The sequence below is a fragment of the Solwaraspora sp. WMMA2059 genome (assembly GCF_027497315.1).
In the GTDB taxonomy this organism is placed as follows: domain Bacteria; phylum Actinomycetota; class Actinomycetes; order Mycobacteriales; family Micromonosporaceae; genus Micromonospora_E.
Map to the genome: position 1 here is coordinate 5,549,281 of NZ_CP114908.1, position 21,874 is coordinate 5,571,154.

29 protein-coding genes and 1 riboswitch are annotated in these 21,874 nt (G+C 70.1%); of the genes, 11 read left to right on the forward strand and 18 right to left on the reverse strand.

What is annotated here, in order from left to right; all coding sequences use genetic code 11:
- Positions 1 to 45 precede the first annotated feature (45 nt).
- The 3 genes from O7553_RS25455 to O7553_RS25465 form a co-directional block, all read right to left on the reverse strand.
- Complete coding sequence (locus O7553_RS25455; RefSeq protein ID WP_348650033.1) at positions 46 to 1,113, reverse strand: iron ABC transporter permease; 1,068 nt, start codon at positions 1,111 to 1,113, stop codon at positions 46 to 48.
- 1 nt (position 1,114) lies between these two features.
- Positions 1,115 to 2,086, reverse strand: coding sequence for an ABC transporter substrate-binding protein (locus O7553_RS25460; RefSeq protein ID WP_281552119.1), 972 nt, complete (start codon positions 2,084 to 2,086; stop codon positions 1,115 to 1,117).
- Between the two features lie 122 nt (positions 2,087 to 2,208).
- Positions 2,209 to 2,274: riboswitch (cobalamin riboswitch) on the reverse strand.
- Between the two features lie 139 nt (positions 2,275 to 2,413).
- Positions 2,414 to 4,315: a M14 family zinc carboxypeptidase gene (locus tag O7553_RS25465; protein WP_281552120.1), complete on the reverse strand. Its 1,902-nt coding sequence runs from the start codon at positions 4,313 to 4,315 to the stop codon at positions 2,414 to 2,416.
- 398 nt (positions 4,316 to 4,713) lie between these two features.
- Between O7553_RS25465 and O7553_RS25470 the strand changes: the two genes are divergently transcribed.
- Both O7553_RS25470 and O7553_RS25475 read left to right on the forward strand, forming a co-directional pair.
- Positions 4,714 to 5,346: a phosphotransferase gene (locus O7553_RS25470; protein WP_281552121.1), complete on the forward strand. Its 633-nt coding sequence runs from the start codon at positions 4,714 to 4,716 to the stop codon at positions 5,344 to 5,346.
- Positions 5,347 to 5,357: 11 nt separating this feature from the next.
- Complete coding sequence (locus O7553_RS25475) at positions 5,358 to 5,828, forward strand: DUF2809 domain-containing protein (protein ID WP_281552122.1); 471 nt, start codon at positions 5,358 to 5,360, stop codon at positions 5,826 to 5,828.
- Between the two features lies 1 nt (position 5,829).
- Here the strand turns inward: O7553_RS25475 and O7553_RS25480 are convergent, their stop codons facing one another.
- Both O7553_RS25480 and O7553_RS25485 read right to left on the reverse strand, forming a co-directional pair.
- Positions 5,830 to 6,195: a GntR family transcriptional regulator gene (locus tag O7553_RS25480; protein WP_278173272.1), complete on the reverse strand. Its 366-nt coding sequence runs from the start codon at positions 6,193 to 6,195 to the stop codon at positions 5,830 to 5,832.
- Positions 6,192 to 6,971 carry a hypothetical protein gene (locus O7553_RS25485; RefSeq protein ID WP_281552123.1) on the reverse strand — a complete coding sequence of 260 codons (780 nt, stop codon included), beginning with the start codon at positions 6,969 to 6,971 and terminating at the stop codon, positions 6,192 to 6,194. The genes O7553_RS25480 and O7553_RS25485 overlap by 4 nt, the downstream gene beginning before the upstream one ends.
- A 186-nt stretch (positions 6,972 to 7,157) precedes the next feature.
- On the opposite strand from O7553_RS25485, the gene O7553_RS25490 reads away from it, so the two are divergent.
- Both O7553_RS25490 and O7553_RS25495 read left to right on the forward strand, forming a co-directional pair.
- Positions 7,158 to 7,397 carry an AbrB/MazE/SpoVT family DNA-binding domain-containing protein gene (locus O7553_RS25490; RefSeq protein ID WP_281552124.1) on the forward strand — a complete coding sequence of 80 codons (240 nt, stop codon included), beginning with the start codon at positions 7,158 to 7,160 and terminating at the stop codon, positions 7,395 to 7,397.
- 332 nt (positions 7,398 to 7,729) lie between these two features.
- Positions 7,730 to 7,987, forward strand: coding sequence for a hypothetical protein (locus tag O7553_RS25495; protein WP_281552125.1), 258 nt, complete (start codon positions 7,730 to 7,732; stop codon positions 7,985 to 7,987).
- Between the two features lie 66 nt (positions 7,988 to 8,053).
- Here the strand turns inward: O7553_RS25495 and O7553_RS25500 are convergent, their stop codons facing one another.
- From O7553_RS25500 to O7553_RS25525, 6 genes are all read right to left on the reverse strand, one after another.
- A complete protein-coding gene (locus tag O7553_RS25500; RefSeq protein ID WP_281552126.1) occupies positions 8,054 to 8,878 on the reverse strand; it encodes an SDR family NAD(P)-dependent oxidoreductase in 825 nt (274 codons plus the stop codon).
- Positions 8,879 to 8,967: 89 nt separating this feature from the next.
- Positions 8,968 to 9,852, reverse strand: a complete 885-nt coding sequence (locus O7553_RS25505) for a LysR family transcriptional regulator (protein ID WP_281552127.1) — start codon at positions 9,850 to 9,852, stop codon at positions 8,968 to 8,970.
- Between the two features lie 63 nt (positions 9,853 to 9,915).
- Positions 9,916 to 10,689 carry a GPP34 family phosphoprotein gene (locus tag O7553_RS25510; protein WP_281552128.1) on the reverse strand — a complete coding sequence of 258 codons (774 nt, stop codon included), beginning with the start codon at positions 10,687 to 10,689 and terminating at the stop codon, positions 9,916 to 9,918.
- A gap of 11 nt (positions 10,690 to 10,700) precedes the next feature.
- Positions 10,701 to 11,000: a DivIVA domain-containing protein gene (locus tag O7553_RS25515; protein WP_281555750.1), complete on the reverse strand. Its 300-nt coding sequence runs from the start codon at positions 10,998 to 11,000 to the stop codon at positions 10,701 to 10,703.
- A gap of 75 nt (positions 11,001 to 11,075) precedes the next feature.
- The gene (locus O7553_RS25520; protein WP_281552129.1) at positions 11,076 to 11,342 is read right to left on the reverse strand and encodes a hypothetical protein; all 267 of its coding nucleotides are present in this window, start codon (positions 11,340 to 11,342) and stop codon (positions 11,076 to 11,078) included.
- Positions 11,332 to 11,643: a hypothetical protein gene (locus tag O7553_RS25525; RefSeq protein WP_281552130.1), complete on the reverse strand. Its 312-nt coding sequence runs from the start codon at positions 11,641 to 11,643 to the stop codon at positions 11,332 to 11,334. Before O7553_RS25525 ends, O7553_RS25520 begins: the two co-directional genes overlap by 11 nt.
- Positions 11,644 to 11,771: 128 nt before the next feature.
- On the opposite strand from O7553_RS25525, the gene O7553_RS25530 reads away from it, so the two are divergent.
- The 3 genes from O7553_RS25530 to O7553_RS25540 all read left to right on the forward strand — a co-directional run bounded on the left by O7553_RS25530 (position 11,772) and on the right by O7553_RS25540 (position 14,279).
- On the forward strand, positions 11,772 to 12,554 hold the full coding sequence (locus O7553_RS25530) for a helix-turn-helix transcriptional regulator (RefSeq protein ID WP_281552131.1): 783 nt from the start codon (positions 11,772 to 11,774) through the stop codon (positions 12,552 to 12,554).
- Complete coding sequence (locus O7553_RS25535) at positions 12,551 to 12,739, forward strand: DUF397 domain-containing protein (protein WP_281552132.1); 189 nt, start codon at positions 12,551 to 12,553, stop codon at positions 12,737 to 12,739. Before O7553_RS25530 ends, O7553_RS25535 begins: the two co-directional genes overlap by 4 nt.
- Before the next feature lie 961 nt (positions 12,740 to 13,700).
- Entirely contained in the window at positions 13,701 to 14,279 is a 579-nt protein-coding gene (locus O7553_RS25540; RefSeq protein ID WP_281555751.1) for a hypothetical protein, read from the forward strand.
- A 202-nt stretch (positions 14,280 to 14,481) separates the two neighbouring features.
- Here the strand turns inward: O7553_RS25540 and O7553_RS25545 are convergent, their stop codons facing one another.
- Both O7553_RS25545 and O7553_RS25550 read right to left on the reverse strand, forming a co-directional pair.
- Entirely contained in the window at positions 14,482 to 15,234 is a 753-nt protein-coding gene (locus tag O7553_RS25545; protein WP_281555752.1) for an alpha/beta hydrolase, read from the reverse strand.
- Between the two features lie 641 nt (positions 15,235 to 15,875).
- The gene (locus O7553_RS25550; RefSeq protein ID WP_281552133.1) at positions 15,876 to 16,520 is read right to left on the reverse strand and encodes a class I SAM-dependent methyltransferase; all 645 of its coding nucleotides are present in this window, start codon (positions 16,518 to 16,520) and stop codon (positions 15,876 to 15,878) included.
- A gap of 119 nt (positions 16,521 to 16,639) precedes the next feature.
- Between O7553_RS25550 and O7553_RS25555 the strand changes: the two genes are divergently transcribed.
- Both O7553_RS25555 and O7553_RS25560 read left to right on the forward strand, forming a co-directional pair.
- Complete coding sequence (locus O7553_RS25555) at positions 16,640 to 17,125, forward strand: hypothetical protein (protein WP_281552134.1); 486 nt, start codon at positions 16,640 to 16,642, stop codon at positions 17,123 to 17,125.
- A 69-nt stretch (positions 17,126 to 17,194) separates the two neighbouring features.
- Positions 17,195 to 17,962 (forward strand): response regulator transcription factor, encoded by a 768-nt coding sequence (locus O7553_RS25560; protein WP_281552135.1) that lies wholly within the window; start codon positions 17,195 to 17,197, stop codon positions 17,960 to 17,962.
- Here the strand turns inward: O7553_RS25560 and O7553_RS25565 are convergent.
- A complete protein-coding gene (locus O7553_RS25565) occupies positions 17,932 to 18,117 on the reverse strand; it encodes a hypothetical protein (RefSeq protein WP_281552136.1) in 186 nt (61 codons plus the stop codon). The two genes, O7553_RS25560 and O7553_RS25565, sit on opposite strands and share 31 nt — an antisense overlap.
- Here O7553_RS25565 and O7553_RS25570 point away from each other — a divergent pair.
- Positions 18,107 to 19,513: a HAMP domain-containing sensor histidine kinase gene (locus O7553_RS25570; RefSeq protein ID WP_281552137.1), complete on the forward strand. Its 1,407-nt coding sequence runs from the start codon at positions 18,107 to 18,109 to the stop codon at positions 19,511 to 19,513. The two genes, O7553_RS25565 and O7553_RS25570, sit on opposite strands and share 11 nt — an antisense overlap.
- Here the strand turns inward: O7553_RS25570 and O7553_RS25575 are convergent.
- Both O7553_RS25575 and O7553_RS25580 read right to left on the reverse strand, forming a co-directional pair.
- Positions 19,485 to 19,745 (reverse strand): Txe/YoeB family addiction module toxin, encoded by a 261-nt coding sequence (locus tag O7553_RS25575; RefSeq protein WP_281552138.1) that lies wholly within the window; start codon positions 19,743 to 19,745, stop codon positions 19,485 to 19,487. The genes O7553_RS25570 and O7553_RS25575 overlap by 29 nt on opposite strands.
- On the reverse strand, positions 19,742 to 19,999 hold the full coding sequence (locus tag O7553_RS25580; RefSeq protein ID WP_278173223.1) for a type II toxin-antitoxin system prevent-host-death family antitoxin: 258 nt from the start codon (positions 19,997 to 19,999) through the stop codon (positions 19,742 to 19,744). The genes O7553_RS25575 and O7553_RS25580 overlap by 4 nt, the downstream gene beginning before the upstream one ends.
- Before the next feature lie 157 nt (positions 20,000 to 20,156).
- On the opposite strand from O7553_RS25580, the gene O7553_RS25585 reads away from it, so the two are divergent.
- Positions 20,157 to 21,116 carry an SEC-C metal-binding domain-containing protein gene (locus O7553_RS25585; RefSeq protein ID WP_281552139.1) on the forward strand — a complete coding sequence of 320 codons (960 nt, stop codon included), beginning with the start codon at positions 20,157 to 20,159 and terminating at the stop codon, positions 21,114 to 21,116.
- Positions 21,117 to 21,140: 24 nt separating this feature from the next.
- Here O7553_RS25585 and O7553_RS25590 read toward each other — a convergent pair whose 3' ends face one another.
- Together O7553_RS25590 and O7553_RS25595 are read right to left on the reverse strand one after the other, a co-directional pair.
- The gene (locus O7553_RS25590; protein WP_281552140.1) at positions 21,141 to 21,533 is read right to left on the reverse strand and encodes a type II toxin-antitoxin system VapC family toxin; all 393 of its coding nucleotides are present in this window, start codon (positions 21,531 to 21,533) and stop codon (positions 21,141 to 21,143) included.
- Positions 21,530 to 21,805: a hypothetical protein gene (locus O7553_RS25595; protein ID WP_281552141.1), complete on the reverse strand. Its 276-nt coding sequence runs from the start codon at positions 21,803 to 21,805 to the stop codon at positions 21,530 to 21,532. The genes O7553_RS25590 and O7553_RS25595 overlap by 4 nt, the downstream gene beginning before the upstream one ends.
- Positions 21,806 to 21,874 lie beyond the last annotated feature (69 nt).

The following is a 21,874-nucleotide window of genomic DNA, read 5'->3' on the forward strand; positions in this document are numbered from 1 at the left end:
TCCCAGCCGCGGCCGGCCCGGTCTCGGGCGCGGGCCCGGGCGCGGTCACAGCGCCACCGTCCGGCGGGTGGTACGCAGCACCAGCACGAAGAACGGGGCGCCGAAGAAGGCGGTGACCACACCGATCGGGATCTCGGCCGGCGCGGCCACGGTACGGGCCACCACGTCGGTGACGGTCAGGAACGCGCCACCGAGCAGCATCGACAGCGGCAGGATCACCCGGTAGCTGCTGCCTGCTACCAGTCGGACCAGGTGCGGCACGATCAACCCGACGAAGCCGATCAGCCCGGATACCGACACCGCCGCGGCGGTGCCCAGCGACGCGGCGGCGAGCAGCAGGTAGCGGGACCGCTGCGGGTGCAGGCCGAGGCTGGCCGCCTCCTCGTCACCGACCGACAGCACGTCCAGCTCGCGGCGCTGCGCCAACACCACCACGGCGGCGATCACCGCGTACGGCAGGACCAGCCGAACCTCGTGCCAGCCGTCGGTGGCCAGCCGACCCAGCAGCCACGAGTAGACCTCCCGGATGGTGTCCACGTGGCGTTGCAGCAGGTAGGTCTGCCCGGCGGCGAGGAACGCCGACACCGCCACCCCGGCCAGGATCAGCGTCGCGGTGGACCGGTCCGGCCCGGCGGCACCCGTACCGAGCAGGTAGGTCAGCGCGACCGCCCCGAGCGCGCCGACGAACGCGGCCAGCGGCACCGTCACCGGCAGCCCGGTCAGCACTCCGGTGCCGGGGCGCAGCGCGATGACCGCGGTCACCGCCAGCCCGGCCCCGGCGGCGGCGCCGAGCAGATGCGGGTCGGCCAGCGGGTTGCGGAACACCCCCTGGTAGCAGCCGCCGGCCAGGGCCAGCATGCCGCCGACCAGCAGTGCCAGCACCACCCGGGGCAGCCGCAGCTGGGTGACGATCGCCACCTGCCGGTCGTTGAGTCCACTGTCCACGTCGACGCCGGGCAGCAGGTTGAGCAGTTCGGCGGCGACCGCCAGCGGCGGCAGACTGGCCGGGCCGAACGCCAGCCCGGCCAGGGCCGACAGCACGACTGCCGTCACCGCACCAGCGAACCAGCCGGTGGTCAGCCCGGGCCGCCGCCGGACCGGCGTACGGAGCACGTCAGGACGCCGCCGCCGCGTCGACCGCGTCGACGATCGCCCGGACCAGGTCGACCACCCGGGGACCCCAGCGGGACGCGATGTCGTCGTCGAGCTCGACCACCTGACCGGTCTGTACGGCGGTGATGGTGGACCAGCCGGCCCGCTGCGCCACCGTCTGCGCGTTCTGCTGGCAGCACCTGGTGTCGGCGAGGAAGATCAGGTCCGGGTCGGCGTCGATCAGCGCCTCGGCGGACAGCTGCGGGTAGCCGCCGGCCTCCCCGGACGGGTCCGCCGGGTCGGCGATGTTGGTCAGCCCGACCATGGTGAACAGCGACCCGACGAAGGTTTCGCTGGTCACCGTGTAGAGAGTCGGGTCGAGCTCGTAGTAGTAGCTCAACGGCTCGGCCGGCTGCGCCGCGTCGGCGACCAGTTTGTCGATGTCGGACCGCATGGTGTCGACCAGGTCGGCCGCTGCCTCCGGGTGCCCGGTGAGGGCGCCCAGCTCGGTGATCTGACGGTACGTGTCGTCCAGGGTCACCGCCGCCCCGGCCAGGTAGACCGGGATCGACAGTCGGGTCAGCCCGGCCACCACCTCGTTGGTGTCGCCGGAGAGCACCACCAGGTCGGGCTCGTAGCCGGCGATCGCCTCGACGTTCGGGGTGAACCCGGACAGCTCGGTGGTCGGCGCCTCGGCCGGGTGGTTGGAGTTGTCGTCGACGGCGGCCACCTGGTCGCCGGCGCCGATCGCGAAGAGCATCTCGGTCGCGGTCGGCGACAGTGCGACGATCCGCTCCGGGCGTACCTCCAGGGTCAGGTCACCGACGGTGACCGGGTAGCTGGCGGCGGCCTCCGGGCTGACGCCGGGCTGCGCGTCGTCGGGCCCGCCGGAGCCGTCGCCGGCCTGGCCGCATCCGGTCAGGGCGAGGGTCGCGGCGGTGGCGACCGCGGCGGTACGCAGCAACGCTGCCCGCCGCGTAAGGGGTCTGCTCATCTGGTCCTCCTGTCGGTCGAGGGCTGGTGCTTCGCCGACAGGTCGGGGTGGTGACGCCGGCCCCGGCCAGGTGGCGAGGCGCCCTTCCTCGAGAGCGCGGTTCGCGACCACGCCGCAGGCGACCTGGCTAGCCCCCGGCTGTCGGCCGGGGCATCACAGTTGCGGGACAGCGCCGGGTTCGCACCGGCTTCGCTGCGGGGCGGTCGGTAGCACGGTAACCCACCGACGCCGCCGCAGCGTCATCGCAGCAGCGCAGGGCTGCCGTCCGGTGATGTTCACCGCACGGCAGCCCTGCGTGCCGTCAGTTGCCGGCAGCCCTGCCCGCCGTCAGGACCTGGTGATCCGGACGTCGTCGATGGCCGCCTCGACCAGGCTGGCGGTGGAGGCGTCCGCCGCCTCGACCAGGATCCGCACCGTCTGACCCGCGTACGGGGTCAGGTTGTAGCTGCCGGTCGACCAGGACCCGTACCGGTTGCTCCCCGCGCCGGACTGGTTCAACAGCGTCGTCGTGCCGCCACTGTGCACCACGCTGATCCGCAGGTAGTCGGCCGACGACGAGTTGTTCAGGTGGGCCAGGTACCAGGCGAGCGACAGGGTGAGGGTGCCGCTCGACGGCAGCGTGATCGCCGGGGAGCGGGCGCTGGTGGCCCCGCTGTCGATGTCGTACGAGCCGGCCGAGGAGCCGGCCAGCCGCCCGGTGACCAGGCTGTTGCTGCCCTGGTAGGCGGTCAGCTGCAGGGCCCCGCCGGAGCTGGTGGCCTGCGCGACGCCGCGCTCCCACTGCCCGGTGGTGGCGGTGTCGGTGCCGCTCGGGTCGGTCGTCCAGCCGGTCGCGGACTCGAAGTCGTCCGCCCAGACGGTGCTGCCCGGCGGGTCGACCGGACCGCCGCCGCAGTACTGCGACTCCTTGCCGATCACCCGGTACGGGCAGTCGGCGTACTCGCTGAACATCAGCACCGCTTCCCGGTTGCGGGCGGTCTGGGTGGGGATCACCTCGTCGGGCGGGTAGAAGCCGCCGCCGCTGGACGAGCCGGGGTACAGCTCGAAGGTGTACGCCCAGATGCCGTGCACGCCCCACATCCAGTCGATGCTGCTGCCGTCGGTGATGTAGAGGTCGGACGACTGTTCCGGGGTGTAGCCGTTGGTCGCCGCCATCTGCGTACCGAGGGTGGCGAAGGTGTTGTACTGGTCGGTGGTCATCCCGGACGGGGTGTTGGCGGTGGTCCAGCCGAACGGCCAGAGCACCAGCTCCGAGTAGCTGTGGAAGTCGATGTTGGCCGTGATCTGCTGCTCACCGCCGACCACCCGGCTGTTGACGAAGTCGCGCAGCGCCTGCGTCTCCGGGGCGGAGAAGGCGTACGGGCCGCGGTAGGTCGACGACGACGGGGAGCCGGAGGATCCGCCGCAGCAGCCCCACAGGTAGTCCCAGTTGCGGTTCAGGTCGGTGCCGACGGCAAACGAGCCGCTGTTGGGCTGGCGGTTCTTGCGCCAGGACCGGTACGAGCCGGTGGCGATGTCGTACTCACTGCCGTCCGGGTTGACGGTCGGCACGATCCAGATCTCGCGGGTGTTGACGATGTTGGTGATCCGCGAGTCGCTGCCGTAGCCGTCGGTGAACAGGTTCAGCAGGTAGATCGCCATCTCGACGGTGAGGTGCTCGCGGGCGTGCTGCTGTGAGTTGAACAGGATCTCCGGCTCGTCCTCGTCGGTGCCGACGTTGTCGGAGATCTTGACCGCCATCAGGTCGCGGCCCTCGTACGAGGTCCCGATGCTGATCTTCCGGGCGATGTTCGAGTGGCTGGAGACTACCTGGTTGACCACCGTGGTCAGCTCTGCGTAGTTGTGGTACGCCGAGTCGGACGGCGGGAAGTCCAACGTGGTGACGTCGCCGGACGCGTCGGTCCTGGTGGGTGCCCGGACCGCTTCGACCTCGAAGCCGAGCGCCTGGATCGCGCTGACCTCGGCCCGGGTCGCGGTGATGTTGAGGATGCCGTGTTCGATGTAGTCGATCGCGGCGCCGGTCGCGGCCACCGCGTCGCGGTCGGCGAAGGTACGCGGTCCGAGGACCCGGTACGGGCCGGCGATCGACTCCCGGTCGGAACCGCTGGGCTTGGGATCGGCCGACACCGGGCCGGTCACGACGGCGAACAGGCCGACGACGGTCGCGATCAGCAGGACGGTGGTCCTGCGCCACGAGCCGGCGTTGGCAGTTGGTGCGCGGAATCGCATATAGACCTCCTGGGGGTGGGGAGGACTCCGCTGGTGAGCACAACTGCACCACCTGTCACATGGTCATATCAATATCTTTCGCGATCAATTCCATGCCAAGCTGATCATCACACGGCATCGATACTTCTCGTACCGGACACCGTGCGGGGAGGGACTACATTGTCCATGGCGGATCTCAGCCACTACGGACTCCTCGATCCACTGCGCCGCGAGCATCAGGCGGACACGGCCGTCCGCGACCGACGGCGCAACCCTCAACTCATGATCATGTGAGCGCTATGAACGTCTCGTCGCGGTTGTGAAGTCCACAGCGCTCACCTGATCATGAATCCCGCCCGCCGGAGCGCCGGACGCCCGCCGGTAAACCGGGTGACGCCGTTCGCCGGCCGACTCCGCAGGTGCTGTGGCGTAGACCGCCCGTACTCGCGCTCGCAGCCCTGGCCGGGACGGCGCTCGGCCGGCTCGGCGAGCCGTCGGCGGCGTCGGCGGCGGCCTGGACAGCGACGGGTGCCGCCGTACGGATGCTGCACGACGCGCCGCTGCCACCGTGGCCCGGTCGCAGTCCCGACGAGTTGGCTTCGCAACTCGACGGCGAGTGCAGGTGGCTCATCGCGAACAGAGTGCTCCCCGCCGACCTCGTCATGCGCAACCGCCGGATCGCCGGGGCCGCGTTGCGGCCGTGGACACCGGTCTTCACGCACGGCGACCTGCAGATCGCCCACGTCCTCGTCGACGGTCATGAGGTCACCGGCATGCTCGACTGGTCCGAGGCAGGCCGAGGTGACGCCCTGTTCGACCTCGCCACCCTGACACTCGGGCACCGGGAGCGCCTTGGTGACGTCCTCGCCGGCTACGGCACCGCCGTCGACCTCGACGTGATCGGCGCGTGGTGGTCGCTACGCAGCCTGTTGGCGATCCGTTGGCTGGTCGAGCACGGCTTCGACCCGGCCTCGCCGGGCTGCGAGATCGACGTGCTGAGATCCGCCGGGACCGCTGACCGGCCGGTGACCGACAGGGCCGGTGAACTGTAGGGTCGGGCGCCGTGGCAGGTCTCAGGTGGCGGGTACGGTTGGCGGGTCTGGCCGCCGCCGGCGGGTTCCTCGCCGTGGCACTCGGCATCCGGGTGCTGGCCGGTGGGAACGGCGTGCTGGACAGTTCCGGCGCGCTGCAGCAGTACTCCGGCACCGCCCTGTACGCGTCGATGGTCTACGCGGGCGTGTTCGTCCTGGCTCCGCGTGCCGGGCCGATCGTGGCCGGGGCGGGTGCCGTCGCCTTCTGCTGGCTCGTCGAGTTCCTGCAGCTGACCGGCGTACCGGCGGAGCTGTCCGAGCGCAGTCTGCTGGCACGGCTGGTCCTCGGTGTCCATTTCGACCCCACCGACCTGGCCTGGTACGTGGTGGGCGTACTGCCGTTGGTGCTGCTGCACGCGGGCGTCGACCGTTGGCGGCTGCGCCACCGGGACCGGCAGCCGGCTGGCGCCGGTGCCGGTGCCGGTCGCGGGCGTGGCCGGTGAGTCACGGTGTGGCCGGGCGGCCCAGGGCCGCCTGGACGATCCGGATCGCCTCCGCGGGGTCGATGCCGCTCCGGGCGATGATCGTCGCGTAGTCGCGGGCGGCGCGGTGGGCCTGCTCGAGGGCCTGGTCGCCGGCGGCTGTGACGAACGAGCCGGCCCGCCCACGGGTCTCGATCAGCCCGGCCTCCTCCAGCTCCCGGTACGCCCGACCGACGGTGTTCACGGCCAGGCCGAGGTCGGCGGCGAGCCGGCGGACCGTCGGCAGCCGGGTGCCGACGGCCAGCGACCGGTCCTGGATCTGCCGGGCGAGCTGGGCCCGCAGCTGCTCGTACGGCGGCGTCGGCGAGGCGGCGTCGATGACGATCATCGGACGATCATGGCCTGCCGTGCGGTCGCCCCGACAGCCGTGGTCCGGGTCTGGACCAGACCGAACGCGACGACACCGGCCACGACGAGTCCGATAGCGACCGCGTTCCACCAGCCCAGCGACTCCCCGTACAGGAAGATGGCCGGCAGCATCCAGACCAGGCTGGGGGTGACGAGGGCGCGGGCGTCCTCGACCCGCATGACGACGTCCGCCGTGAGCGACGCCTCGTCCTCGGCGACGGCCGGGCTGGTCAGCACCTGACGCAGCTGCATGACCATGCCGGCACCGGCACCGGCGAGCCCGATCAGCACGACGGCGGCCCCGGCCCGCAGCACCGGGTCGGAAACCGGCAGTACGCTCACCGCGAGCACCAGCGCGCCGGTGTAGGCGGCGACCGTAAAGACGGCGTACGGCCGGCCGAGCACCGCCGGCCAGCCGAACCCGACCGGATGGGCCACCCGCCGGGGCAGTTGCGCGCCGGCCCGCCGGTCGACGCGGCGGACCCATTGACGGAGCAGCCACTGCGCCGCCAGCATGCCGACCACCAGCGCGGTGAGCACCAGCAACGGCAGCCAGGAGTACGCCGTGTCGGTGGCCCGGCCCGTCGCGTGGGTGAGTGCCGCGCCGATCAGGAACCCGGCCAGCAGGATGTCGCCGACGAGCTTGGCCCGCCGTCGCACGGCCAGCCGGGTCGCCAGCAGCGGCGTCGGCTCGGCCTCGGTCAGACCGTGCCGGTCCAGCCACTGCCTGGTCTCGCTGTGCTCTGTCTGGCGCATCGCCACCACCTCCATAGTCGCAAGCTTTGTCTCACAACCATGAGTCATAACATGCAACAAAGTCAAGTCAGTCAGGGGTTGACCTCGACCCCGCCCTGCGACTGGAACCCAGGGGAGGGGAGGAAACCCCTCGCAGCCCTGAAACACAACCGCTGGTATTACGTAGTACAAGCAAGTGGAGGCACGGTGAAGCTGAACAGCAAGGGTCAGGTGACCATCCCTGCGTCGCTGCGCGCCAAACACGGCCTGCATGAAGGCGACGAGATCGAGGTTGTCGAGGAGGGCGGCGCGCTGCGGATCGTGCGGGTCGACGGCGCCCCCTCCAGAGGACAACGGCTTGTGCGGCATCTACGCGGGCAGGGCACCGCACGCGAGACGGAGGGCATGACCACGGACCAGCTCATGGAGTTGCTCCGTGGCGGATGAACGGCTTCGCGCGGTGCCCGAGACGCATTCGGACGGGACCGTCACCCTGGTCGACTCCAACGTCCTGCTCGACATCCTCACCGAGGATCCGACGCGGTCAACTGCCCCACCCTGCGGGTTTCCTGGCAGGGAAGGCATATGTCAAGTACCGCAGCTACTTCCCCAGGCTGGCGTGGTCACCGCTGACGGGCCCGTCAGTGGCCGAGGTCTGCGGCGCCCAAGCCTTCCCACGGGCCAGCCACGATGGCATCATGAAATCGTCATACGTCGATCTTGTGGTGCCTGGAGACACGCGGAAGATCGGCCAGTGCCCCGACCCTATGGGAGGATGCATGCGAAGACTGACCACACTGCTGGTGGCGTTCATGATCGCCATGGCCGGCCTGTTCGCGACCACCGCCGCCCCGGCGGCGGCGGACTACCCGGACCCGCCGGGCGGCACGCTCCGCAACGTCTACAGTGACCTGAGCTTCTGCCACTCGTACGGCAACTACGGGGTCCAGAACGACCTGTGGAGCTCGTACCTCTGCCAGTACCGCGCGTACGGCAACCCGCCCAACGTCCTCTACTTCTTCTGGACCTTCGACTAGCAGGTGGCTCCTGGGGAGGCTCCACCGTGGGGCTACGGTCTGCTCCCAGCAACGCCCTCACCCACGTCAACCGGGCGTGCGAGACGGGGGCCGGCGAGCGGGGTCGAAGACGCGGGCCATCATCAGGGCGGCCCGGCGCCGACTCACGAATCGGCTCACGAGCACGCCGAGCCGGTTGCCACCGCCGTCAACGACGATCGGGCCCGGATCCCGGAGCTCAAGGTGGCGCAGCGCGGTCGCGACGACGTCCTCTGCAGCCCGCACCTTCCCTGCGGTCAGCACCGCCGCGTCCGGACCCATCCCGGCCGTGAAATCGGTGCCGGTGGCTCCGGGGGCGACAGCGAACACCGTCAGGCCGGTGCCTCGCAGCTCCGTCCATAGTGATTCAGTGAAGCTGAGCATGAACGCCTTGGCGGCACTGTAGACGGCCATCCGGGGAGTCGGGAAGTACGCGGACACGCTGGCGAGGTTGATGATGAAGCCGTTGCCGGCACCCGTCAGCTGCGGCATGAAGGCCGCTGTCAGCGCGACCGGTGCCATCACGTCAACGGCGACCTCGGCGGTCGACTGACTCGGATCCACATCGGCAAACAGGGCGAAAGAGCCGATCGCGGCATTGTTTATCAGGCTTGTCACCTCGACGCCCCGGTCGGCGACCACTCGGCGGATCTCGGTCGGCGCAGCGGGACTGGACAGGTCCGCGGGGACGACCTCGATTCGTACATCAGCAGTGCGGCGCAGCTCGTCCGCGATCGACGCTAACCGGTCGGCGCGCCGCGCGACCAGCACGAGGTTCGCGCCGCGTACGGCCAGCGCCCTGGCGAAGGCGGCACCGATCCCGGAGCTCGCCCCGGTGAGCAGAACGGTCTGTGAGCGGTAGTCGACAGGCATACGACCAGCCAACGTCCTGCCGGCGGCCGTGTCCAAGACCTGTTTCGCACCCCGTCATGCAACAGGCGCATGACGATCGGGACCCAGGGTCAGCCAACGAGGTGCCGCTCAGCAGAGCGGACGAACTCCGCGACCAACGGGTTGGCGTCCCCGGCGCGGGTGACCACGGCGACCTGGCAGGGCTCGACCTCGTGGATGGCAACGGTGACCAGGTCCGGACGTAGGCTGAACCGCCGGTCACCGGCCGGGACGACGGCGATGGCGCTGCCGTCGGCGATGGCTTCGAGCTTGTCGTCGTAGGTGTCGGCCAGCGTGGGACCGAGCTGGGCGGGACTGCCGTCCGGGCGGGGCTCCAGCCGCCAGAAGCCGGTCCAGTCGGCGCCCATGCCGGTGCAGCCGACCAGCGGCTCCGCGGCGATGTCCGCGGCGGTCACCGACTCCTTGCCGGCCAGCCGGTGCGCGGCGGGCACGACCAGGACCCGGGGTTCGTCGTAGAGGACCGCCACGTCGAGGTCGTCGGCCGGAACCGGCAGCGGCGTACGGATGACCAGGGCGTCGGCCTGCCGGCGCAGCAGTGCGTCGGCATCCCGGGTGTCGAGGTGGCGGGTGCGGACGTGGGCGTCGGGAAACCGGTGGCGCAGGTCGCGTACGGCGGGGGTGACGATCAGATCATCGACGTACCCGATGGTGATGGTGCGCTCCGGTGCCGCCGCCCGCGCGGCGAGCACCGCCTGTCCGGCACCGTGCAGTAGCTGCTCGGCGCGGGGCAGGAACGCCGAACCGGCGGCGGTGAGCCGGCTGCCCTGGCTGGTGCGTTCCAGCAGGCGTACGCCGAGAGCGTCCTCCAGCCGCTGGATCTGTCGGCTCAGCGACGGCTGCGCGACCCGGAGCTGCTCCGCGGCGCGCGCGAAGTTCAGCTGCTCGGCGACCACGGTGAAGTACCGGACCAGCCGCAGGTCCAGATCCGGAAGCATGCCAACAGCCTAGTCGTCATGCAGTTCCTGCATAGCGACGTGCGCAGCAGGTCGGTGGAGCGCTCAGCCCGCTGGTCCGCGACGCCATCGGCCGCTCCGGCGGCGGTGGGATGCGCCGTCGAGGCGATTCCGGGCAATGGTGAACAGCTCGCCGACCTCGGTCGGCAGTCGTCCGGAGGTCTCCCGGTGCAGGTGCCGACGGGCCGCCGCCGGGAGACCGGTGAGCAGGGCGTCGTCCAGCCCGGTGACCAGGCAGAGCCCGGCTAGCCGGGCCTCCAGGTCGGGCAACGGCTCGCCGCGCTGCAGCCGTACGGTCAGCCGGGCCCACGCCCACCCGGCCCGGTTCGGGTCGACCGGCACATGGCGCACGGCGGTGGCCAGCAGGCGGCGTACCGTCCGGCGCCGCACCACGCCCGCCGCGACCAGCCGCCGCGCGACCTGCTGATGAGCGCCGGGTGCCAGCAGCGCCAACCAGGTGCCCACCCGCCGGTACCCCGGCTCGGCGGCCATCCAACGCAGGATCCAGCCGCCGAGCGCGTCCACCGGCACGTGCCGCGCCGCAAGCCAGAGCCGGCCGTCGCGCACCCGCAACGCCCCGGCGTCGACCAGGTCCACCAGCAGCGCGGCGGCCAGACCGAACCCGACCGCCCGGTCCGGCAGCCGCAGCCGACCGGTCACCGCGTCCTGCGCCAGCAGGAAGAACTCGTCGGCCAGCAACGGTCTCCGCAGGTGCACCGCCGGCAACGGCAGCGTCATTGCGGCGTCGGCCCAAGCGGCGGTCCCGGTCCCGGCCCTGGCCCCGGTGTGGTGGACCATCGTGGCTCCCTTCGTGGTCACAGGCCGACGGCCTACGCCGGCATCCGGGCCTGGAACTGCCGCGACTGCCAGTCCCGCAGCGCCTGCTTGATCCGTACGTTCTCGTCGCGGGTCATCGCCAGCTCGGCCCGCACCGCGGCCAGTTCGTCGGCGACCAGGTGCAGGAAGGCGCGTACCTCGGCCGGGTCGAGACCGCGCCGGGTGCGGTCCAGGAACTGGCGGTCGCGGACCAGCCCGGGGCTGATCGACGGCCGGGCCGCAGCGCGGTAGTGGCGGGTGCCGGCGTTGCGGGTGTGCGGCCGGGACTGCCGCCGGGTACGCCGGGGGAACAGGACGAGGTGGAGAAGCCTGCGCACGGTGGAACCGCCTTTCGCATTTCGACGGGATCGCTGTCAGGGTGTTTCTGGTCAGGAGCGAGATTCGGGGGTACGGCCGTCACGTTCGACGACGCCGGGCCGCCGCAAGGCGTGTTTGAACACCGACAGCAGCATCATCTGGCCGGCGCGGGGGCCGCTGACGAAGGTGCCCATCACCGCGATCATGGTCACGTGTGGAATGTCGTGACCGTGCCGCAGATGTGACACCCGGATCGCCACCGGGCCGTTGCCGAATGCCCAGTCTTCGGCGCGCAGCCGCAGCACGTCGCCGACCTTGATCAACGGTTCACCGGACAATTTCGCACCACCCGCCGCCGTTGCCGCTCCGGCCGTCGTCGCTGCTCTCCGGCGGGTGCGGGAACTCCGGCGGCGACAGGCCGGCGACGGTGAGGACGGTCCGGATCCGCCGTGCTCGCGGCACGTCGCGCCGGTCGAGGATCGCCAGGGCCATGGTGAACGGTGCGCAGAACGCCACCGATCCGCACGTCGGGCATTCGCCGATCCGCCTCGGCAGATGCTTCTCGGCGGTCTCCCTTGCGTGCCGCAACACCGGGTCGTCGTCCGGGTCCGCCCCGGCGGCTACCACCTTATTGATCATCGAATCCCTCCCGATTTTTCTGCTGTCAGCAGATCCACCCTGGACCCGCAGCGCCAGCAGTGGAAGGATTCCCACCAACAGAACCCGTTCCGAAATTTCGATCTTGAATCGGGAAGGACCGGTAATTCGTGAGCAGCAACGGGGTTCCTCGCACTCTCAAGTTCCTCCGCACGCTCAACGGAGGCATGACCCAGGAGCAGTTGGCGCAACGGCTGAGCGTCTCCACCTCGCTTATCGCCAAGTTCGAGACGGCCCGGCAGATCCCCCTGCCGGACACCGCCGAGCAGATCGACGATGTCTTCGGCAGCGGCACCCTGGTGCAGGAGACCGCCGCAGACGCCCGCAACGCCGTGCCGCCGGACTGGTTTCAGCCGTGGCCGGAGTACGAGGCCCAGGCCGAGATGCTGCGCGGGTACGAGTCGACCTACGTCCCCGGGCTGTTGCAGACCGAGGCGTACGCCCGCGCGGTGCTCGCCGTCGGTCTGCACCCGCCGGAGGTGGCCGAGCAGCGCCTGGCCCACCGGCTGGCTCGCCAGGTGGCCGTCTTCGACCGCCGGACGCCGCCGGTCACCTCGTTCATCGTCGACGAGGCGGCGCTACGCCGGGGCGACCCGGTGATGATGAAGGAGCAGCTGCTGCACCTGGTCGACATGTCGCGGCGCGACCGGGTGCTGCTGCACGTGGTGCCGGTCGACGCCGGGCTCTACATCGGCCAGCTGGGCAATTTCGCGCTAGCCACGCTGCCGGGCGGGGCGACGGTGGCCTACGCGGAGAACCCGGTGGACGGCCGCACCTACGAGGAGCCGGCCAAGGTCGCCGCCTTCGTCAACGCCTGGGAGGCGATACGCTCGGTGGCATTACCCCAAGACATGTCCCGAGACCTGATCGCGAGGATGGCAGAGGAGCTATGACCGAGCCAGCGTGGCGCACCGCCAGCCGCAGCAACAGCAACGGCGGTAACTGCGTCGAGGTCGCCGACAACCTGCCGGGCCGGGTGCTGGTCCGCGACAGCAAGAACCGCACCGGCGGCACCCTCACCTTCACCCCCACCGCCTGGTCCACCTTCGTCGACCAGGCCGCCACCACCCGACCCTGACCAACCCGACACCGGCCTCCCTGGAGGAGGACGCAGAGCCGGCGCGCATCAGCGCTGACCTATCCGCCGGATGCATCCGCCACTCGACGTGCAGGGCGTCGGCCCTCAGCACGTCCGAGCGGCCGCACTCGCCGCCGAGATTCCGTACAACTTGGGACGGGCGGCCGGCCGAGCCTCCTGGCACGCATCAGCTGTTTCCGGATCGGGCGGGCACCAGCGCGCGCTCATGCCGAGAAGCGCGCACCTCGGTCCGTCGAGTCTCGGTCCGCCGTCGAGTGGAGGGCTCAGGCACGTTATTCGGGCGAGTAACGTGCCTGAGCCCTCCGCTCGAAGCAATGTCGCCGATCGCGGCGTCCGAATCTGAACCTGCCGCCACGGGCCGCCCCGGCGGTTGAAGGTGTCGGGGCGGTACAGCGAGATCCGCTCATGCCGCGAAGCCGCATCCTGCGCCGCATCTGGCCGCGAGGTGCTCCTGAGCATGAGGTGCTGCTTATGATCGATATCATGCGTGCGTGGCGAGGGTCCTGGTGACGGGTATGTCGGACCGTCGAGCCTCGTCTGCGACGCGGCGCCACGACCGAGCTCGATGGGCGTCGTGACGTGTCCGAGCTGGCCGACACCCTTGAGAAGCTTGTGAGGCAACGAACTGATCTGCCGCGATTGAGTCGTCGCGATGCGTGCGCCCTCGGTGGGGCATGCAGCAGGTCGAGCGCCGTCCGGTCGGTCGGAGGCGGGCGCTGCGTCGGCGATCAACCTGTCGCTTCGCTCATGCCGCCGATCAGGCGTCACTTTGCGTGTACATGGCCAAAGTGTCGAGTGCGTTCGGCTGTTACCGACGTCAGCACCTCGGCGCGATGACGACGGCACCGATCCAGGGCGCGTGCACGGGGTAGAGTTTCGCGTCGTGGTAGTAGGGCTCGATCAACATGCTGAGGATGGCCGCCGTCTTGGCCAGGAAGCGATGCGGCGGCTACGGCTCAGATCCGTCTGTGCGGTCGACCCCGGGCTGACCGACTCGGAACTCGACCGGATCGAGCAAGAATTCGGGTTCCGTTTCGCCGTTGACCATCGAGCCTTTCTGTCCGCAGGACTACCGGTGAACACCCGCCCCGAGCCGCGCGAGCCGGGCGTGATCTACACACACCCGAAGCCGTGGCCGAACTGGCGTAACGGGGACCGTGACAAGCTGCGCAGCCTGCTGTACTGGCCCTGCGAAGGGGTGCTGTTCGACGTCGAGAACAACGGCTTCTGGCACAGCAGCTGGGGTTCAAGGCCAAGCGGCACCGCATCGGCATTGGCGACAGCGACGCGCTCGCTGACGCAGGTTCCGAAGATGGTACCGGTGTATGGGCACCGGTATCTCCCTGGTGAGTCCGGGGCCTTCGGCCACCCGATGCTTTCGATGTGGCAGACCGACATCATCTACTACGGGTTGCATCTGGCAGACTACGTCGACTGGGAGTTCGGTAACGTTGGCGTAAGCGAAACTCCGTGGGAGCCGAAGGCAAGCGTCGAGTTCTGGCGCGATCTAGTCTGTTGAGCCGTAGACTTCCCGTCGTCTCGTTCGCCGGGGAATCCCCAAACCAGCGCAGGTGTGCGGCGAGCAAGGCGGCGGCGATTCCGCTGCGGAGGGCTGTCTCTACCGCCCATGACTGTATGCGCACATCTTCCGCGATCCGAGCGTCACGATGCGTCACAACGATCGGTGTGCTGTCGTGCCGATGAGCGGATGTTGAACCGCATCAAGTCCTCGTGGCCTGAGAGGTGAGCCAACCGTGCAACGTCGTGGCCAGTTGTACGGGCTGGTCAAGCTGGACCAGGTGACCCGCCCCATCGATCAGCTCGAGTTGAGCGCCCGGGATGAGTTCTGTCAGTAGGTGAGCACGGTCGACAGGGATCCACGTGTCGTTCTTGCCCCACACCACCAGAACGGGCAGGTCCAGACGCGGGTAGAGACCCTGAATCTCGTCCGTATAGGTCTGGTCCGCCTGGGCGATCTGTCGGTAGAACGCGGCTTGCCCGTCGGTGTCCAGCCAGGGAGAAACGAGGTCCTGCAACTGGCTAGGCCTCAGGCCCATGTGACTAGCTCCTGCGATGTAGGCCCGGAGCGCTCCTTCGTGGACGGCCTTCGGCAGCGCGCTGAAAGCTTCGGCGTTGTCGCGCACAAGCCGGAAGAAGTCCGACCCCCAGGGAGCCAGCGCCACCACGTCGACGAGCGCCAACGACGCGAACGAACAGCCATGCAAGAGAAGGGCCCTCAACGCGACGGCGCCGCCGTAGTCGTGAGCTACGACATGCGGGGACGGCAGCTCCCAATGCGAGACGAGGTCAGCCAGTAACTCACCCTGGACGTCCAGAGACACCCGGTGATCTGGGAACTTTGAGGACTGCCCGTAACCGGGCATATCCCACAGGTGAACCGTGAACTGGGCGCTCAGAGCCTCGGCGTAGGAGCCCCACAACTGCGAGGACCACGGCGTCCCATGGCAGAACACGACGTCGGGCCCAGAACCCGTCCGACACCATCGGACCTCACGTCCGCGCCACTCGAACTCTTCCGTCAGATGCACCCGGCCAACATTGCCAGACGATCGCCCTTCCCCTGAACATCCGCACATGCCGCGAGCCACGCGTCACGGAAAGCTGACCGGCTCGGGACGTACGCCGACTCCCGCGCCGAGCACCACGTCCTGCTCGACCAGGATTTCGACGGCGTACTCGCCGGGTGACACGGTCTGGGCGGACGCTTAGTGGGCGACTTCGCCGGCGGGGAAGCCCTCTGGCGGTTCGGCGGCCTCCAGTCGACCGCTGCCCCAGCCGTCGTTCCGGTCGGAAGTGCGGCGGCCTGGATGTCCCACCCGATCCAATCATGCCCCACCATTCGCCGCCGAGCCCGGCGTGCGTCGGGCTGTCACGCCCGGCACGTTGTCGAGTGGAGGGTCCGGGCACGTCATCCCCGATGAATTACGTGCCTGGACCCTCCACTCGATGCGTACCGACAGGCGCGGGGAGAGGCGATGCACACGCTGCCCCGTAGCGCCCGAACAACTCGGCCCCCTTCACCGCCACTGGGCTGCCGGCGTCGAGGCTCAGCAGACAAGTTGGACGGCGACCAGCTGGACATCGTCCCCACCGGTCAGAGTTTGCGGGCGACCAGCATGCCCAGCGGCGGCCGGTCCGGCGCTGGCGCAGTCTGCTCGACGGTCACCAGGACCTGGAAACCGGCTCCGGTCAGCAACCGCGCCACCTCAGCCGGCCGCTGCCGGTGGAAGCTCAGGTCAATCCGCTTACCCTCGAACTCCTCCCGGTGCCGAACGTGGTCGCCGATCTGGAAGGCCAACATCAGGTAGCCGCCCGGCACCAGCACCCGATGGAACTCGGCGAACGCCTGCGACCGCCGCTGCCACGGCAAATGGATGATCGAGAAGAAGGCGAGCAACCCGCCGAGCCCACCGTCGGGCAGATCCAGATCGAGCATCGAGCCGACCTCGAACCGCAGCCCCGGGTACGCCCGGCGGGCGTGGTCGATCATGCGTGGGGACAGGTCGACCCCGAACGCGTCCAGTCCGTGCCCGGCCAGCAGCACGGTGACCCGGCCCGGCCCGCAGCCGACATCGGCGACCGCGGTGTTGCCCGTCGAGCGCACCAGTTCGGCGAACATGCCGAGCATGGCCCGGTCCAGCGGCGACTCGTCCAGCTCGCTCTTCACCGCCTCGGCGTACTCGCCGACGATCGCGTCGTAGGAGTCCCGGGTGGTGGTCAGGAAGTCGGCGTCGGACACCCGCAGCACGGTACGCGACCAGAGCCCGCGCGGTGGCGACGACCTCTCGTCGCAGACGCGCCGCGTACCGCGATCGGTTGCCTGATTTCCCGTCGCATCGATGTGGTGAGGTGACCGGCATGGGTGTGCTGTACGACTACTTCCGGTCCGTCGACGACGACGCGGCCATCGCGCTGATGGGCGAGCTCGACGGCGGGCCGGTCGCCCGCGCTGCCGGCAGCGGCGACATCGACGGTGCCGGCGGCGTTGCCGTGGACGCCGTCGACCTCAAGTGGATCGACCCTCCGGTCGCTCTCGGTCAGCTCGTCAGCTTCGTCCGCGACGCGCCCTGGCGGGCCAGCCTGGTGCAGAGCCGACTGATCTGGAGCCCGGAGCGGCACGGCCCGTGGCTGTTCGGCCTCGACGACGCCACCCGGGACGCCCTCGCCTCGATCACCGGCGGTCAGCTGCCGGAGCTGTCGGCGCGCTGGGGTCGGATCGACGAGTTCATCCACTCCGGCCCCCTGCCCGAGGACGAGCTCGTCCCGGTGATCGAGGCGATCGCCGGTCTCGCCCGACGGACCCGCGACGCCGGTGACCACCTCTACTGCTGGTGCTGCCTGTGACGGGCCGCGGCTGACCGGTGCCGCCGGTTCTCATCCTTCTCCCATGATGGCGTGATCTGATCAGCGGACATGGGCAACACATCGGCGCGCATCCTGGTCGTCGACGACCAGCCGAACATCGTCGACATGCTGGTCACCGTGCTCACCTTCCACGGTTTCGCCGTCGACTCCGCGACCACGGTGGCGCAGGCGGAGCAGCTCGCCGAGTCGGGTCGACCGGACCTCGTCGTACTCGACGTGATGCTGCCCGACGGCGACGGCTTCGACCTGTGCCGGCGGCTACGGCAACGCGGCCACCGGTTCGGCATCGTCTTCCTGACCGCCCGCGACGCCCGCCGCGACCTGGTCTCCGGGCTAACCCTCGGCGGTGACGACTACCTGACCAAGCCGTTCGCGGTGGAGGAACTGCTGGCCCGGGTACGGGCGGTGCTGCGCCGGGTCGGCTCCGGTCCCGCCGGGCGCGACGGTCCCGCCGGCCGGGACGGCCCCGCCGGGCCGGGCGATCCGGCTGGTACGGCCGGCCGGGCCGGCTCCGTGCTGCGCTACGCCGACCTGGAGCTGGACGAGGACACCCTGCTGGTGTCCCGGGCCGGCGCACCGGTGCAGTTGTCGCCGACCGAGTTCAAACTGCTGCGCTACCTGATGCTCAACTCCGGTCGGGTACTATCCCGCAGTCAGATCCTGGAGGCGGTGTGGCGCTACGACTTCGGTGGTGAGTCGAATGTCGTCGACACCTACATCGGCTACCTGCGCCGCAAACTGGACCCGCTCGGTGAGCCGCTGATCGTCACCCACCGCGGCTTCGGCTACGCGCTGCGTACCGCCGTGCAGGGGTGAGCCGTGCTGCCGCGCAGCCGCACCCGGCGGGCACCGCGCAGCCGCACCCGGCGGGCACCGCGCAGCCGCACCCGGCGGGCACCGCGCAGCCGCACCCGGCGGGCACCGCGCTGGTCGCTGCGCGGGTCGCTGATCGCCGCCACCGTGGCGCTCACCTGCGCCGCGCTGCTGATCACCGGCGTGGTCAGCGCGGTCGCGATGCGCCAGCAGCTGATGAACCGCACCGACGAACAGCTCACCACTGCCGCCGCGCTGGTCGCCAGCGGCAGCCGGCAGATCGCCCGGGTCGGCGAACGGGACCTGCGGGACCATACGGTACGCGCGGTGATCGGCCCCACCGAGTTCCTGGTGGAGTTCCGCACCGCAGACGGCGAGCTGACCCGGTTCGCGTCGACCGCGCCGGTGCCGGCGACCCCGCTGCTGGACGCCGCACCGGCCCCGCCGCCCGGCGGGCGGTCCCCGCTGACCAGCATCACCACGCCGGAAGGGGGGTACCGGGTGGTGACCGTCGACGCCGGCCCCGGCGTGGTGCTGCTGGGGCTGCCGCTGGCCCCGGTCCGGGAGACCGTGGCGCGGCTGCTCGGCATCGAGGTGCTGGTGTCGGTGGCGGTCGCCGTACTGCTGGCGTTTCTGGCCCGGATGCTGATCGTGGCCCGGATGCGGCCGTTGGACGACATCGCGCGGACCGCCGACGCGATCGCCGGTGGGCAGTTGGACCGCCGGGTGCCGATAACCGACGACCCCCGACGGGTACGGCGTACCGAAGCGGGCCGGCTGACCCTGGCGGTCAACGGCATGCTGGACCGGATCCTCGCCGCGTTGGCCGTGCGGGAGCGATCCGAACAGCGGATGCGGTCGTTCGTCGCGGACGCGTCGCACGAGCTGCGCACCCCGCTGACCGTGATCCGCGGCTACACCCAGCTGCTGCGCGGCGGCATGGTCGACGAGCGGCGCCGGCCGGACGTGCTGCGCCGGCTCGACGACGAGGCCGCCCGGATGTCCAAGATGGTGTCCGATCTGCTGTTTCTGGCCCGGTTGGACGCCGAGCCGCAGTTGCAGGACGAGCCGGTCGACATCGCCGTGCTGGCCCGCGACGCGGTCGCCGACGCGCTCGCCGTCGAACCGCAACGGGTGATCGCGCTGGATTCGCCACCGCATCTGCTCGTCGCCGGCGATACTGACGCGCTGCGGCGGGTGCTGGCGAACCTGCTGGCCAACGTACGGGCGCACACGCCGGTCGAGGCGAACGCCGAGGTGTCGGTGCGCGCCGCCGCCGGCCGGGTGCGGGTGGCGGTGTCGGACACCGGGCCGGGGCTGACGCCGGAGGCCGCCGAACGGGTCTTCGACCGCTTCTACCGGGTAGGCGCGGCGGGCGGCGCCACCGAGGGCAGCGGGCTCGGGCTGGCGATCGTCGCCGACGCGGTACGGGCTCTCGGTGGCGAGGTCGGTGCCGACACCACTCCCGGCGGCGGGACCACCATCTGGTTCACCGTCCCCGCTGGACCGGCCGGTGCCGCTGGCGTCACTCGTAGTGGTAGCGGCATGAAATGACAGTGATTGCCCCCTGCTCGACCGCGTACACCAGACGGTGCTCATCGTCGATGCGCCGCGACCGCAGGCCGGCAAGGTTGTTCCGAAGAATCTCGGGCTTGCCGATGCCTGGCCCGTCAGGGTCCCGCTTGATGTCGGAAATCAGGGCGTTGATTCGCCTCAGCGTCTTGCGGTCCTGGGTCTGCCAGTACAGGTAGTCGGACCAGGCGTTGTCGGTCCAGGTGAGCTTCACTCGTCGAGACCCAGGTCACGCTCGACGGCGGTCCCGGCCCGCCACTGGTCGATGCTCTCCATCAGGTGATTCGCGTTGGCAGGCGTCCGGAGCAGGTAGTTCGTCTCCATGATCGAATCCCAGTCCTCCTTGCTCACCAGCACTGCGTTGCCCCGCTTGGAGACGATCTCGATCGGGGTGTGGTCCTCGTTGACCCGCTCGATGAGCGGGAACAGGGTCTTACGGGCCTCGCTCGCACTGATCGCCGCCGCCACGACTCCTCCTCAATCTTGTACCGGATACGGTACCACTTACCGGACTCCGCTGCCAGGATGCTCCCTCGCACCCCCGTAGCGGCTTGCGGTTGACGAGCAGCGCCGGGCGGGAGTGTCGCGGTGACGTCGGCGGGCGCAACGGGTACGGTCTCCGGCCGTGGCGACGAAACCGGCGAACCAGGCCGCCGCGCGGGCGGCGGCGCTTGAGGCCGACGCGGAGAAGTATCCGAACGAGCGGGCCGAGCTCCTGCTGGAAGCGGCCGAGGCGTGGCGGGTGGCCGGCCAACTCGACCGGGCACGCAAGCTGCTGGCCGAGCTGATCGCGGCGGGCGGCGAGGACGGCTGTTACGCGCGATGCGACCTGGCCGGCATCGAGTTCGAGGCCGGGGCGGACAGCGAGGCGTACGAGGAGCTGGCCCGGCTCGCCCGCGACCCCGACCTGGGTCAGGCGCAGTGCACCCTTGTCGCCGAGTTGCTGGCTAAACGCGGTGACCTGCCGGCGGCGCTGGTTTGGTACGACCGGGCCGTCGCTCGCCTGACGGCGGACGATCTCGAGGCGCTGCGCGGGCCGAACGGCTGGATGCAGATGTCGTCGGTGCTGGTTTGGGGCCGCCGCGAGGTCCGGCGCCGGCTCGGGTTGCCGGCCGACGCCACCGACGAGATAGCTCCGGCGGCACCGGCGCAGCGGATGGCCGAGCCGACCGGACTGCCGACGACCCTGGACGAGGCGCGTGAGCACTTCGAGTCGGGTCGGATACCTGACCAGTTGCGGCTGCTGGTGTTTCAGCGCGCCGAGCGGGCCGAGGCCCGCCGCCGGTGGCCCGACGCGTACGTCGACCCTGACGAGGTGTACTTCCCGGCGGCGGAGCGTCGCTGGCGCGGCCTGGCCGAAAGCGGGGTGCCGGCCATCCGCGTGGTGCCAGCCACGGTTGCCGGGTTGTCGGAGTTCGCCGAGCGGATCGGTGAGTCGCCGCTCGACTCAGCGGTGAAAACCCGGTACGCCAGGCTGGCCGCCGACCAGGACACGATCGTCTGGCCGCCGGCACGCAACGATCCGTGCTGGTGCGGGTCGGGCGCCAAGTACAAGAAGTGCTGCGGCCGAGCAGGCCTGGGCTAGTAACGCCGTACCCGACCCAGCGACCTAGCTGAGACCGGGGCAGGCTGTCGGTAGTCCGATCGTGCGGGCGATGTCCAGCATCCGCTTGTCGTAACTGATCAGGACCGTCAGGGCGTCGCCCAGCACCTGGGCGCTTGCGATGTGGATCGCGTCCAGGGACCGCGCACCTGATGGTATGAGCGCGGCGGCGTCCCGGACCTCGGCGGTCAGCAGGATCTCGGTGAAGTTGCGCAGCAGATCCGACATCATGTCGGGGTAGTCACCGATCGTGTCGAGGGTACGGACGGTCTCGACGAACCCGAGGGTCGACGTGGCCATCGGTGCCGCAGGTTGATCGGCAAGGTACTCGCGCAACTCGGGCGCGTACGACCGGCCAGAGACGAGGGTGACGAGAGCCGAGGAGTCAAGGTAGATCAACGGTCCTCGTCCTCACGGGCTTCGAGCAGCAGGTCCAGCGGTGACACGTCCTCTGGTACGTCGAAGTGCGGGATTTGGTCCAGGTCGCTCGTCGTGGTCGTGGCGAGTCTGATCAGGCCCTTCGCGACCAGCGGCGAGTAGCGGCTGAGGGCGGCCGAACCAGGTAGCAGCACGGCGATCACGGTGCCGTGCCGGGTGACCTCGAGCGTTTCGCCACGCTCGACCCTGGCGAACATGGCACTCGGGTTGTACGAGAATTCACGTACGGACACGGTGCTCAACCTGACCCCCTAACTGTGCCTACAACTCAACAATAGTACCTACAGCTTCAGCCGCCGCCC